The following is a 13,896-nucleotide window of genomic DNA, read 5'->3' as shown; positions in this document are numbered from 1 at the left end:
TGTTTATTCTTCAAGGCTTCGGCAATTCCGGCCCCACATCCCGGCCCAAGGCTTGAAGCGCGCTCATCGGGGGCAGCGGGTGGCGTTTCAGGTCTGGCTTGAAAGTGATTTCAAAAAGAGTGTAACGGTCCATCGGGGATGACTCGGCGCGGGTATGTGAGCTGGAGAGCAGCGCCCGGACTTGGCCGAAGGGGATGAGCTTGGGTTCCTCAAATCGACGGGCCAACACATACACGGCCGGATCGGTGATATTGTCGCTGGCCAGATAAGAGGCGTTGTGCAATAACGTCGTCGGGTGCGGCTCATAATAGAGCAGCCAGGAGGCGTTTAACACATGGGATTCGTTGAGGACATATAGCGGCTTGTCAGCCGGAACGAGCGATGGCAATTCACGCAAGAATATTAAATCGTCCTCATACACATCGAAATAAAACGTCCGTTGCAGATACGCCGCCAGATTCACTCCGGCCATGAGAGCCAGCAGGCCGATGAAGGCCGTGCGGCCATTGGGTCGGGTGACGAAGTGGGTGATCCCCGCGACCAAGGCCATCCATCCGCCCGCCACCACCCAAGCCAGCCACGGCGGGCCGGGAATCTTGGCGGCAAACACCAAAATCACCACGGCGCCCGGCACGCCGAACACCAACACATTGAACCACAGACTTTGCCGCCACGCGGGCAGACGGCAAATCCATTTCCACAAGGCAATTGCCCCGGCCAGCGAGATCGGCGCCCACGGGGCGATGCAATTCAGCATGTAGTGATGATGCTTCCCTTGAAACAGGCTGAACACCACCGGGGGGACCAACGCCCACGCCCAGATGAACTGCCAGACGCGATCCCGCTCCCGGAAAACCCGGCGGGCTGTCACCCCCAAGCCGACCAGCGCGGGCACCGTCCACGGGAAGAGATTCCACGGCACATGAATCAGGTAATACCAAGGTTTTTCGCCAACATAATTGCTGTCCCAGCGTTTGACATAATCGCTTTTCCAAACCTCGGGCACATCCGGGTAGAACGATGCCGACAGAACGGGCCAAAAACACCCGACCGCGAAGTAGGCCAGCCAGCCCCAGAAGGTGACATATCGCCCCAAGGCGCCCCAATGTCGGCCGAGGAAGCAATACGCGGCCATTGCCAGCCCGAGGAAGGCGGTGCCGAACAACGGCCCCTTCATGGCGTTGGTAAAACCGATCACCGCGTACATCAGCAAAATCACCCACGGGCGGCGGCCGAAGAACGTCGCCCGTTCCGGTTTCGCCCCGTCCGGCCCGAATTCTCCGCGAATGAACAGACTTCCCGCGATGGTGACGACGCTCGCCAGAAAGATGTCCGCCTCCGGACCGATGGAATAAGCGGCAAACTCCCGCATGGTGGCAAGAATAATGCCCGAGAGTAACCCGGCCGTCCGGCCCATCGCCCCGGCCATCGCCCACGCAAACACCAGCACGGCCGCCATCCCGGCGAGGATCGAACCGACCCGCATGGCCCACGGCGTCCGGCAATCGGCGACAATGCTGGCGGGAATGCCCGTCATCAAATGCGGAACGGACGGCCGCTCCAGCCACGGGCGTCGGCCGTAAGTGGGAATAAGGAATTGTCGGTCCTCGAACATCTCACGGACATTCTGGCAATGCGTGGTTTCATGCGATGTGAGCGTCCGGCCATCGACCAGCGACACCCCGCCCCATAGGAGACAAACGGCGATGAGCGCGAGATAGTCTTTGGCCAGAAGATGACGGGGTTCATCCGGGAAATGGCACGGTGACACGGTGGCACGGTGGCACGGTGACAACACCGGCGTTTCGTTGATGTTGGATTCCATTCCGGTTTTCAAACTCCGACTGTCGAATTAATTCGCCGCCCGGTGATACAGTTCGGTCTTCGCCCGCAGGCTGGCGATCATCTCCCCGGTGAATGCCCCGTTTCGGACGCGCCATTCCCAATTGCCGGTGGCGATGCCGGGGATGTTCATTCGAGCTTCCGAGCCAAGATTCAGCAAGTCTTGTAACGGGGTGATGGCAATTTCCGCGACACTTCCCCACGCCATCGTGACGAGATCCCCGGCCACCGTATCCTCGGAGGTTTTCACATAGCGGTTCAGCAGGATGTTTTGATATTCCGGCAGTGTGGAGAACCAACCCTTGGTCGTGTCGTTGTCGTGCGTGCCGGTGTAGGCCACGCAGGAGGTGTTGTAGTTGTGCGGCAGGAAGGCGTTTCGCGGGTCGTCGAAGGCGAATTGCAGCACCTTCATGCCCGGCAACTTGAAATTGTCCCGCAGGGCGTACACATCCGGCGTGATTTCGCCCAAATCCTCGGCAATCAGCGGCAAATCGCCGAGTTCGGCCCGGAGTTTCGTGAACAAATCGGCCCCCGGCCCCGGCGACCATTCGCCGTGCATGGCCGTGGTTTCGCCCGCCCGCACCTGCCAGCCGGCGGCGAATCCCCGGAAGTGGTCGAGGCGGATCACGTCCACCAATTCCAGCGTGCAACGCAACCGGGCCACCCACCACGCAAACCCGGTCTCCCGGTGGGCGTCCCAGTCATAAACCGGGTTGCCCCAAAGCTGGCCGGTCGGGCTGAAATAATCCGGCGGCACCCCGGCCACCACTTTGGGCCGCAGGGCGCCGTCGAGTTGGAAGAGTTTCGGATTCCCCCACACGTCCGACGAATCGGGGGAGACGAAAATCGGGATGTCCCCGATCAGCCGGACGCCCTTGGAATTGGCGAACCGCCGCAAAGCCGCCCATTGCCGGAAGAACAGAAACTGCGTGAACTGATGCGATTGGATTTCGTCGGCCATTTCCTGCCGGGCGAACTCCAGCACGGCGCTGGTTTGATCGCGCCGCATGAATTCAGTCGGCCAGTTCTGCCATGCCTCGCCCATGCGGGCTTCCTTGATGGCCGTGAACAGGGCATAATCATCCAACCATTCCCGCTTCTCGAAGCGGAAGGTGTCGTAGGCATCCCGCAGATGGGTGGCGTGCCCGTCCCGGAAGTTTTCCCAAGCCCGCCGGAGAACCGCTTTCTTAAAGGGGGCAACGGCCCCATAATCAACACGGTCGGCCGGGAAATCGAAGCCCGTCACGTTGTCCGGATGGAGCAATCCTTCCCGCAGCAACATCTCCGGGCTGACGAGGTTCGGGTTGCCGGCGAAGGAGCAAAACGACTGGTACGGCGAATTGCCGGCCCCTGTCGGCCCAAGGGGGAGCATCTGCCACCATGTCTGCCGGGCCTGGACCAGTTGTTCGACCCACGCATACGCTTCCGGGCCAAGATCGCCGATGCCATACGGGCCGGGCAGACTGGTGACATGGAGCAACACACCGGAGCTGCGGGTAAACCGTTCGGACATTCCAGCCTCGTTCGATGGCGGCCGCGGCGCCGCAAGACGTAGGATGAGTGTTGCTTCGTGGCGAAAGGGAGGTCCGGGGATGGCAATGCCGGGCGATGGCCGGCCGGTTCCGCTTCCGGTCGAAGGTCGGGATTACTATATCGAGAACGGCCGGTGGGTCTTCACCGCCTTTTACCACGCCCGTCGAGGCCACTGCTGCGGCAACGGCTGCCGCCACTGTCCCTACGAGCCGCCGCACATCTCGGGGAACGAAAAACTGGCAAATCCCAAGGATCAATGCTGACGCTTTTTGAAGCTGCGATTTGTTGAGGCTTGGGGTTTTTCAAGGTTGGTTTTGGTATTGGCGAGCCGAGCAGCGTAAGCTGCCGGGTGGCTTCCGGTGGTCGAACCGCCTCCCCTTTACTCAGCCGGACTCAAACCCGTGGCTCGGGCACCTTCCCTGCCGGAAGCCACCCGGCTCCTTACGGAGCTCGGCTCGCCAATACCAAAACCAACCTTGAAAAAACCACCACGCACCAGGGTGAGTCATTTACCCGGTCAAAAGATAACAACCAACTCCGGCAATCCGCCCATTCATTTCGGCCGCATTCTTCGCCGCGTAAGGTATAACCTCTTTGGGGCGAACCTTTCCGCATCCTCCACCCGGAGATTCCGTGGCCGGAATTTATGTCATCACCCTGTTTGTGGCGGCTTGGTTGCTGTTTGGCATCCAGCCGATGGTCGGGCGGTTGCTGCTCCCCAAGCTCGGCGGGTCGCCGGCCGTTTGGAACACCTGCCTCGTCTTCTTTCAGGGGATGTTGCTGCTCGGCTACCTCTACGGCCATGTGATGCCAAAATGGCTCGGGGTGCGGCGTCATGCCGTTGTCCATTTTCTGTTGCTCGCCGGGGTGTTTTTCACGCTGCCCACCGTCCTGCGCGGGGGGGATCCCCCGGATGAAAGCCCGGCGTTGTGGCTGCTTGGCGCGCTGGTGATCTCGGTGGGGTTGCCGTTCTTCGCCCTTGCCACCACCAGCCCGTTGCTTCAGAAGTGGTATGCCGTCCGGCGCGGGCGTGATCCGTATTTCCTTTCCGTGGCCAGCAATGCGGGAAGCCTTGCCCTGTTGCTGGCGTACCCGTTGTTGATCGAGCCGCAGTTCGATTTGCCGGAACAGGCCGATCTGTGGCGATGGGGCTATCTGGGCTTCGTCATCCTCGCGGGCTTGTGCGTGTCGATGGTGCGAAGCGGCCCCCCCGTGGAGCCGAACCCGACGCCGGCCACCGAAACCCCGCAAACGGGGGGACCGGCGTGGCGTTGGGTGGCGCTGGCGTTTATCCCGTCCAGCCTTCTTTCGGGAGTCACCAATTCGATCACGACGGACGTGGCCCCGATTCCGCTCTTGTGGGTGGTTCCGCTGGCCTTGTATCTGCTCACGTTCATCATCGCGTTCGCCCCGATCCGGCTGCCGATGAAGTTCTTCGGCCGACTGGCGGTGTTGGGGACGATCACGCTGTCGCTGGCCCTCCTCGCCGGGGCGACCGAACCGCTTGGCCTCGTGCTGGCCATTCATCTCGGCGGCTTCTTTTCAATGGCGATGCTCTGCCATGCCCGGCTGTCGCTGGAGCGTCCGGCGGCCGATGATCTCACCCGGTACTATTTGCTGATGTCCCTCGGCGGGGTTCTCGGCGGGGCGTTCAACGCCTTGGTGGCCCCGGTGCTGTTCCACCGGCTCGGGGTTGCGGAATATCCCCTGATGATCGTCGCCGCCTGTCTGGTCCGGCCGGCGGAGTGGAAGCATCTCCAATGGCGTTGGAACGACCTGTTGGCGCCGCTGATTCTCGGCGTGATCGTCGCGGGCGCTGTCCTGCTCGGCCAGACGGCGGCGGTCACCAGCCAGTTTCAATCTTTCGGAGAAAGCACCGGCATCCCCGGCGAAATGTTGAAAACCGGGGCGTTGTTTGGATTGCCCCTCATCATCTGTTATTTCTTCGTGGACCGGCCGGTGCGGTTTGCGTTGGGCATCGGCGCCGTGATGCTGGCGGGGGCCTTCCACGACGGGGCGCAGGGGAAGGCCATGTTGATCGAACGGAACTTCCTCGGCGTGGTAAAAATCACGACCTCGACCGATGGCGAATTCACCAAGATGGTTCACGGCAACACCGTCCACGGCCAGCAACGAAACGCCGCCCGGCCCAAGTGGATCGCCAGTTATCTGTTGCCTGTCGCGTCCCCAAGCCCGATGCATGAGGCGACGACGGTGGCCCTTTTGGAAGACCGCTGGGACGACCGACACCAGCCGTTGACGTATTACCACCCGAACGGCCCGGTCGGAAGCGTGTTCCGGCAACTTGTCTCCGGTTGGAAGAGACCGCGACGCATCGGGGCCGTCGGCCTCGGCACCGGAGCCTTGGCGAGTTATGCGCGAGCCAACGAAACATGGACCTTCTTTGAACTCGACCCGGCGGTGGAAAAGCTGGCCCGCGACGAGCGGTATTTCACCTATCTGAAAAACTCCAAGGCGGCCAAACAAGATGTGGTCCTGGGGGATGCCCGGTTGAAACTCATGGACGAACCGGACGGTTCGTTCGACCTGCTAGTGCTGGATGCCTTCTCTTCGGATTCGATTCCGCTGCACCTGCTAACGATGGAGGCCTTCGAGCTATACGAGCGGAAGCTCGCCCCCAACGGGATAATTTTGATGCACCTGTCCAATCGCTATCTGGATCTGCCGCCAATGGTCGCCAAGATCGGGGCAACACTCTCCCCGCCGATGGTGGTGCGGCTGGATGATGATTCGGGCTTGAAAGATCGCGACAAGGAAGATGGCAAATTCGCCTCGGTCTGGGTGATCGTCGCCCGCACGGACGCGGATTTCGGCCCGTTGCAAAAGCCGATCAGTGGCTGGACCCCCGCTCCGGTCACCAAGGCGCGAGCATGGACGGATCGCCGGACAAATTTAATGGATGTGCTGAGACGAGGAAGCGAGGATTGAAAGGCAAAAGAGAAGAGTTCTCGCAATTCAAGGCAAATCCACGATCACCCGGAAGGTCGTGAAGGGGCTTGCTTTGCCGAAGTAGAGCGTTTGCGGGGTTTTCTGTTCGTCTTCCAGAATCTTCATCGTGAGGGGGGTCGCCAAGGTGTGCATCCGGCCGCGAAGGATCACGAGGGCCTTCTCTTCTTCCTTCTCGCCAATCGGCCTGTTTGAACCATTCGGCATCAAGACGCCGTTGGTGAATTCCCGGCCGTTCCCGGCGATGTCACAGACTCCCAAGGCATTGCGGTCGGCCTCGTTGCCGAAGACCGAGCGGGGGTTGGCCAGACCGATGGCTGGCTTGCCCTTCTCCGAAATCTCGTTGGGGCGGTTGGGCTCGTAAAACCCCGCGAAAGTATCCCATTCTTCCGGCGTCGGGAGTCGGCCGCCGAGCCATTTGGCGAGCGCCATCGCCTCGGTGATCCGCAGATTCATCGCGGGGCCGGGATTGCTCACGGCCGCCCATTGCGTGTTCGTCATCTCTGCCGGCCGGGCCTTTTTGAATTGGGCCGCCAGGGCATTGCTTGCCTTGTGTTCCATGACGTAAAATGGCTTGCCGGCTTTGCTTCCCGGCGGTGGCTGGATCAGCAGGAACTGCACGGCGTCCCCGTCCTCAAATTCGTGTTGGATGATTTTCGGATACTCTTTGTCGCCGATGCGCGCCTTGTCCATCCCGACGGCTGTGAAATTGGTCGGGATAATCCACATCGGTTCGACTTTCGGGTTTTTCTTCTCGATGACGGGGACCACCGGGTCTTTCTCCTCCGGGATGGTCGCCGGTGTGGTGGGGGCGCTTTGGCCGGATGACGAGGAAGTTTCCGGCGTTTTGCCGTTGATCAAAGGCCAACTGAAATACCCGGCGACGATCACGGCCGCGACCGCCAATCCCATCAGCACCGGCCGCGGTTTCGGATGCGGGGAAACCACGACATCGGCCACATCCTCCAAGGCTTTTGCAAAATCGACGCAAGTGGGAAAGCGTTCCTCCGGCTTCTTGGCGAGGGCGCGTTTCAGGGCCGCTTGTTCTCGCGGCGGCAGGTCGGGGATCTCCGGGATTTGTTCGAGGTGTTGTGTCATCACGGCCAGAAAATCTTCCCCGTCCACCAGTCGCTTGCCTAACCGCAATTCGGCATAGGTGAGGGCGAGGCTGTACTGGTCGCTGGCCGGACAGAAGCGTCCGGCCCATGATTCCGGGGCCATGTACGCGGGGGTTCCGGCAAAAGTCCCGGCGGTGGCCGCCACCAGATTTTGCTGCCGGGCGAGGCCGAAGTCTCCGAGTTTGGCAAAGTCGTTCACCAGCAGGATGTTGGCGGGCTTGATGTCCCGGTGCAGGAGCTTTTTCGAGTGCAAAAAGTCAAGGGCCTCGGCTGACTCCGTGATGAACTTCACCAAGATGGGCTTGGCCATCGGCGTCTTCTTGCCGGGGGTGGCCGATTTCAGCCGGTCGCCGAGGGTGCCGTCGGCGAGTTCCATCACGATGTAAAGGTTGTTGTCCTTTTCCCAATAGGCCAGCACGGGCAGCAAATGCGGATGCCGCAGGTTTTTCACCAGTTCCAAGGCCCCGCGCTCCTTGCGGGCCTCGTTGCCGTCGGTCGCGCGAGGAATGACCTTGATCGCCACATCCACCCCGCCGGGGGCCACCGCTTTGTAGACCTTGCCGAACTGCCCCCGCCCGAGTTCCTCGGCCATCATGTAGTTGCCGGAGGCCGTCAGTTCCGTGGCACTGCCGAGGATTTTCGGCAGGCTCATGTTGGCGGCCGAAATGACGGGAAACGATGTTTGGACAAGCGTCCCGGAGGCAGGCGGCGTCGAAGCCGAAGGCAACGATTGCCGGACCTCGGAGGCGTGATCGGGGTATTTTTGCAGGTATTCCTCAAGATCGAAATCATCGCCATGCGCCCGCCGGATGCGGATTTCCTCGGCAATCAGGTGGGCGGGAATTCGCCTGGGATCGTCGAATTCCCGGAAACGGAACAGGTAATCCGTGAGGACGGGCTTGCGTCCCCGGTTCCAGCCTTCCTGAATGTCGATCTTGATGAATTCGATGATGACGGCATATCGCAACCCCGGCGAGAGGCCGGCGAGCAACTCCTCCCAATCGGTGTCGGGATGATCGGGAACGGTGGCCGCGAACCGATCGGCCCGCTCGTTCAATTCGCGCCATTCCTCATCGGTGAGTCGGCCGAGCGTGCGGGATGGTTGCATGAGGTTCTGCTTCCGGGCGATGGCTTGTGTGGCATTTTACGGGTTTCCGATTTCGAGGGGCGCGAACCCGCCCGCGCGACGCGAAACCGGCCCCTTTGCCGAAAACCGCAAACAAATCATAGACGTTTCCCGGCGAACCACTTTAAGATAACCCAATCATTCGCGTGTCGTGGAGGGTCTCGCGTGCCCGCCGACGAATCGGACGAAATCGAGACGGACGAACAACTGGTGGAACGCTGCCGCACGGGCGACAACGCCGCCTCGCGGTTGTTGTTCGACCGTTACGTCGGTCGGTTGCTCGGCGTCGCCCGCCAGCGGATCGGCGAACGGATGAAAAGCCGGTTCGACGCGGAAGACGTGGTTCAATCGGTCTTCCGCACCTTTTTTGACCGGCTGAAAAAGGATCAGTTTGAGATCAACGACGGCGATGATCTCTCCAAGCTCCTCGTGCGTATCACCCTGCACAAAACGCTTCGGCAAGTGGCCTACCACCGGGCCGGGCGGCGAACTCCCTCGATGGAGGCCACCCCCACCCCGGCGACGCGGGACCAGATTCTCGATGTGATGAGCCGGGAACCTAGCCCCGTCACCGTTCTGACATTTGTCGATCAACTGGATCATTTCCTGAACAAACTGGACCCCGAGGATCGTGAAATTCTCGCCATGCGGCTCCAGGGACAAAGCACCGAGGAAATCGCCACCGCCCTCGGAACCTACGACCGCAAGATCCGCCGGGTGCTGGAACGGGTCCGGTCGGTGATCGTTTCGGAGCAAGAGACTCTGGAATCCTTCGAGTAGAATGTCCGGGATGGCGTCGGCAAACGCATTTCAGAATGAGCCGTCTGTGTCTGGCACCGGTTCACCACGCTTTTCAAATCGGTTGGCATCGGCTTGCCACAGCAGATTTCAAATTGGCATCGTGGTCGAGGCGGTTGATTTTGTCGGTCCAACGGACCGATTAACATAGCCCAGCCTGTCAGGGCTGGGTGAACAAGCCATCAGAAAACCTCGGTCTGAAGGACGAATGGCGCTTAGTTAAGGGTGAGACATGAAAAACTGGTTCACATTGGGTAATTTGAGAAGCAATTTGGCCCTAAAAACACCCTCCCAGATTACCCAGTTTGAAGACAATTTCAGCCCACACCCTTAACTAAGCGCCATTCGTCTGAAGGACCGATTATTGGTTCAAGGCCCGTCAGGGCCGCGAAGTCTGAAAACCCAAAGATAACCGGTCCTTCAGACCGGGGTCGTTGGCGGGTCGTTCACCCAGCCCTGACGGGCTGGGCTATGTTAACCGGTCCGTTGGACCGGAAAAGCAAGGCGATTTGGCCGCCACGTTAATTGGGAACTTGCTCTGATTTTTGTCCGGGGTATCTCATGTCCCTGCTTCTCCCCACGCTTCTCGCCCTGTTGAACACCGTCACGCCGATCACGTCCCAAGACCGGCGCAGTCGGGATGAGCCGGAAATGATGGTCAACGCCGGGGGCCGCACCGGCATTTGCGATGTGCTGGTGTTTGATGCCTCCCACAAATGGCTGTTCGCCGCCGGGGACGACAAGGTGATCCGGGCGTGGCAGATCGGCGAACAGGGACTGACCGACCGCACCAAGACCTACCGGTGGCCCGGCTGGCGCGAACAGCGCGGCGGCATCAAGACGCTTTCCCTTGCCTCCGACGGCCGGATTCTGGTCGGCGGGTTCGGCATGAAAATCGGCCTCGTGATGCTGTTGGACAAAGACGGCGAAGTCGCGGGAACCAACAACGTCGCCGGGTCGTTGCCGGAAATGCCACGAACGGCCATTTTCTCCTCTGCGTTCACGCCCTCGGAAAAAGCGGCTGTGTTCGGTGATTCCGAGGGAAATATCTGGTGGTGGGATTTGCAGGGACCGGCCACCCTGTTGACAAAGTTTCCATCCATTCCCGGCCGCGAGTTCAACCGCGTGCTGGCCCTGCGCTTCACAGGCAAGACAAAACTCACCGCCGTCGCCGAGAGCGGGGACGTGATGCTCATCGACAACCCGGAATCGGCCACACCTTCGGCGAGTATCGTCTATAACGCGAAAGCCGCTTTGCCGGCGGACGTACCCGCCACACGGGACACCCGGCTGGCGCGGGCCGAGATCACGGCCGATGGCCAATGGGTCGTCGGGCTGATGGTGCAACGATATGCCGTCGTCTGTTCGATGGAAGGGAAGTCGATGCTCCATCTCGACGCCGGGGAAGGGCGGTTTTACCGCTCGGCGGCGGCGGACCCGGCGCATCATCGCCTCGCTTTGGCGGTGGCCGTCAATCCGAAGCCAGGGGAGTTCTTGGTGCCCCGCGATCTCGGGGTTCAGATTCTCGCCGATGCTTTCGGCGGCCCTGGCAAGGTGGCGGCCACGCTGCCACACACGGTTGATGCCGAGGTGATGACTTTCCATCCGGGCGATGGCCGGTTGATCGTCGCCGGGGGGGACAATCATGAACTCGGCGTGTGGGATCTGGCGGACATTAAGAAGCCAGAACGGCAGCGCGGCATCTTGGGCCACGGCCGCAGCGTGTGGGGAGTGCGAATCACCAAAAGCGGCACATCCTTCGCGTGGCAATCCCAGCGGAACAACGAAACGACAGATATCAACACCCTCGGCAAAGGATCGTGGCACACGTTCGACATGAACCTCGGCAAACCGGCCACGGCGACGCCTCTCAACGAAATCATCACGGAGGCCGGCGGTTGGAAAATTGTCCCCTCCAAGAAGTCCCGCTTCATCTGGCTCGCCGTCCGAACAATCGGAAACGAGCAGAAGGAACTGGAACTGGCCCTCGACCCGGACCGCGACCAATCGCCGCAATGTTACTGCTTCTTCCCGGAGAAAGCCGGGCAGCCGGTGCGAGTCGCCATCGGGCATTTGTACGGCTTCAGCGTGTTTGAACTCAGCGAGACCAAGGCCAAGCGAGTGTTGTTGGCCACCGGGCACGCCGGGGAAGTGCGGTCCATCGCCATCAGTCAGGACGGCACATGGGCCGTGACCGGCGGTCGGGACCAGACCGTCTCCGGTTGGAGTCTGAAACCGTGGCCCTCTGGCCGGTTCGGGGCCGAGTTGATTGTCCGAGGCGGTGAACTCATCGTGAGCAAAATCGATCTCGGCGGCCCGGCGTGGGAAATGGGATTGCGGGAAAACGACACGATCAAAATGGCCGTGCGTTTCGCCAACAACCGGCCGACATTCCTGTTGGATCGCCTTGGCCGCCATCTTTCAATGAAGCTCAACCCGGATCAATTGATCAATTCTCCGGAGGAAACGATCAAGGCTTTGAACAACCCGACGCCGGGAATCGAGCATACGCTCGCCTGGCAACGACCGGGCGAGAAGCAAATCCGGCAAGGGCTTTCCACCGTGCGGCACCGACCTCTCTGGCGGTTCTTCCCGGCCTATGATGCCAACAACAACTGGACTGAATGGGTCGCGTGGACATGGCGGGGTTCCAAATATGTCACCTCCCCGAGCGGAGACTGGCTGGTCGGCTTCCAACTAAACGACCCGTTCAGCATCGTCGGCGGCCGACCCCGGTATTACGAGGCTAACCTATTCCGGCAGACGTTGCACCAACCGCGGGCGGTCCTCAAGTTGATGCAGCAACGCGACGTGGCGAAGATGCTCGTCGATGAATACGGCGAAAACCCGATGCCTCCCGCCATCGGCGACCGGCAGCCGATGCCGATCAGCCTGAAACTCTCCGACGAAAAGGTAACTCACGAAGGGATCAAGGCGACCGTCTCCATCGAGATGTTCTCCAGCAACCCGGATCTGATGCCGCAAAACGTGGAACTGTGGGTGAACGATCATCGCGTGAAAACGCTGGACTGGCCGCAGGACAAGCGAGTTTACACGACCGAGATTGAAATTCCGGCCGCCGATTTCCGAAGCGGGGAAAATCAAATCACCGTCGTCTCCGTGAACGAAGCCGGGGGCCGGGCCATCGAGCGAACCACGGTGATGAACGACCGCAAACCAAACCGGCCGAACATCGCGGGCCTGCTGACGGGCATCAACGACTACAAAGGCACCCGCCTGGCGGCCGGCGCGCGCGGGGAAGAATTCGGCGATCTTCTTTACGCCAAGGACGACGCCAATCAACTGCGGGAGTCCTGGCTCATCCAAGCCGGGGAAGGGCGGTATTACGGCAAGCAGGGCGTCATCGTGCTATCCGAAATGGAGGCCACGCGGAAGGAAATCCTGAGCCAGCTCGCCCAATTGAAAACACGGACCACCAGCGACGACGTGGCCGTAATCTTCTTCGCCGGGCACGGCCACTGGATCGACCGGCCGGACGCAACGGGAAAAAACCGCCGCAAGCCGCCGAAGATGTTCATTTTTTGCTGCCGCGGCTTCGATGTGAACAAACCGCTGGAAACCGGCATCACGGACGAGGAATTGATTCTCGCCCTCGCCGAGTGCCCCGCCCGCAAACTGTTGCTACTGGACGCCTGCCACTCCGGCCAGACAGCCACTGACAGCGTGATCCGGCACCTGATCCCCGACGGCCAGGGCCCGGCGATCATCGCCGCCTGCGACCAGCAGGAAAGCTCGCTGGAACACGACAAGTTCGGCCACGGCCTCTTCACGGCGGCCGTGATCGAAGCCCTGACGAAAAACTTCGACTTGGCCGACACCGGCAAGACCAAAGACAACCGCCTCGACCCGCAAGAACTGTACGACTACCTCGGCGCCCGCATCCGCAGCATGCTGGTGGAAATCAACACCGTCCCCACCCGGCAACAACCAAGGTCATTCCCGCTGGACCTGCCACGATTTGTGATTGCCCAAGGGGACAAGAAGTAAAAGGAGAAGGAAAGAGGCAGAAAAGCAAAGAGAAGGAAAGACACTAACCACAAAGACTCAAAGATCACACAAAGTTTCACAAAGAAGACAAACAGATCGGAAGCAGCAAGCAAAGGAAAGAAAAAAGGGCTCATCCGAGAAGTTCGTACTTGGCTCGATGGATTGAGTAAATGCGAAGGTGGAAGAATTCTTGGTCACGGTAGCCATAGGCCTGTCGTTGCAGGGTCTTGATTTTGTTGTTCACCCCTTCGAGGGGGCCGGTCGAAATCGGACAGCGATGGTAGTTCAGCAGGCCGGTCCGGTGCATCTGGAAAGAACTCGCCATCTTCTGCAACACCGACAGCTTGGACGCCTCGGCCCGCCGACACCAGTCGTCCAGAAACCGGGCGGCGTCTTTCGGGCTCCCCTGCTCCCAGAAGTGGCGAAACTCTTCTTTCATGTAATACGCCGTCGCCAGCGGTTGGTTGATCCGCAGGGCTTCTTCCAGCCGGGCGCGTTCCCCTT

8 protein-coding genes are annotated in these 13,896 nt (G+C 60.6%); 4 read left to right on the top strand and 4 right to left on the bottom strand.

What is annotated here, in order from left to right; genetic code table 11:
* Window positions 1-10: 10 nt before the first annotated feature.
* On the bottom strand, window positions 11-1,825 hold the full coding sequence (locus tag BGIM_RS0114545) for an ArnT family glycosyltransferase (RefSeq protein WP_020470493.1): 1,815 nt from the start codon (window positions 1,823-1,825) through the stop codon (window positions 11-13).
* Window positions 1,826-1,852: 27 nt separating this feature from the next.
* Window positions 1,853-3,355 carry a 4-alpha-glucanotransferase gene (gene malQ, locus BGIM_RS0114540; protein WP_020470492.1) on the bottom strand — a complete coding sequence of 501 codons (1,503 nt, stop codon included), beginning with the start codon at window positions 3,353-3,355 and terminating at the stop codon, window positions 1,853-1,855.
* Between the two features lie 79 nt (window positions 3,356-3,434).
* Between malQ and BGIM_RS50375 the strand changes: the two genes are divergently transcribed.
* Together BGIM_RS50375 and BGIM_RS0114530 are read left to right on the top strand one after the other, a co-directional pair.
* Window positions 3,435-3,638 carry a DUF5522 domain-containing protein gene (locus BGIM_RS50375; RefSeq protein WP_238537630.1) on the top strand — a complete coding sequence of 68 codons (204 nt, stop codon included), beginning with the start codon at window positions 3,435-3,437 and terminating at the stop codon, window positions 3,636-3,638.
* Between the two features lie 370 nt (window positions 3,639-4,008).
* Window positions 4,009-6,324, top strand: coding sequence for a spermidine synthase (locus BGIM_RS0114530; protein WP_020470490.1), 2,316 nt, complete (start codon window positions 4,009-4,011; stop codon window positions 6,322-6,324).
* Between the two features lie 27 nt (window positions 6,325-6,351).
* Here BGIM_RS0114530 and BGIM_RS0114525 read toward each other — a convergent pair whose 3' ends face one another.
* Window positions 6,352-8,568 carry a bifunctional serine/threonine-protein kinase/formylglycine-generating enzyme family protein gene (locus BGIM_RS0114525; protein ID WP_029630054.1) on the bottom strand — a complete coding sequence of 739 codons (2,217 nt, stop codon included), beginning with the start codon at window positions 8,566-8,568 and terminating at the stop codon, window positions 6,352-6,354.
* 183 nt (window positions 8,569-8,751) lie between these two features.
* Here BGIM_RS0114525 and BGIM_RS62880 point away from each other — a divergent pair, with 183 nt between their 5' ends.
* Together BGIM_RS62880 and BGIM_RS0114515 are read left to right on the top strand one after the other, a co-directional pair.
* Complete coding sequence (locus BGIM_RS62880; protein WP_020470489.1) at window positions 8,752-9,366, top strand: RNA polymerase sigma factor; 615 nt, start codon at window positions 8,752-8,754, stop codon at window positions 9,364-9,366.
* Window positions 9,367-9,945: 579 nt separating this feature from the next.
* Window positions 9,946-13,392, top strand: coding sequence for a caspase family protein (locus BGIM_RS0114515; protein ID WP_020470488.1), 3,447 nt, complete (start codon window positions 9,946-9,948; stop codon window positions 13,390-13,392).
* Window positions 13,393-13,522: 130 nt separating this feature from the next.
* Here the strand turns inward: BGIM_RS0114515 and BGIM_RS0114510 are convergent.
* Window positions 13,523-13,896 (bottom strand): transposase (locus BGIM_RS0114510; protein ID WP_020470487.1); only part of this gene is annotated, 374 nt, incomplete at its 5' end.

This window comes from Zavarzinella formosa DSM 19928 (assembly GCF_000255705.1).
Lineage (GTDB): Bacteria > Planctomycetota > Planctomycetia > Gemmatales > Gemmataceae > Zavarzinella > Zavarzinella formosa.
This window is presented reverse-complemented; position numbering and strand designations above follow the sequence as displayed.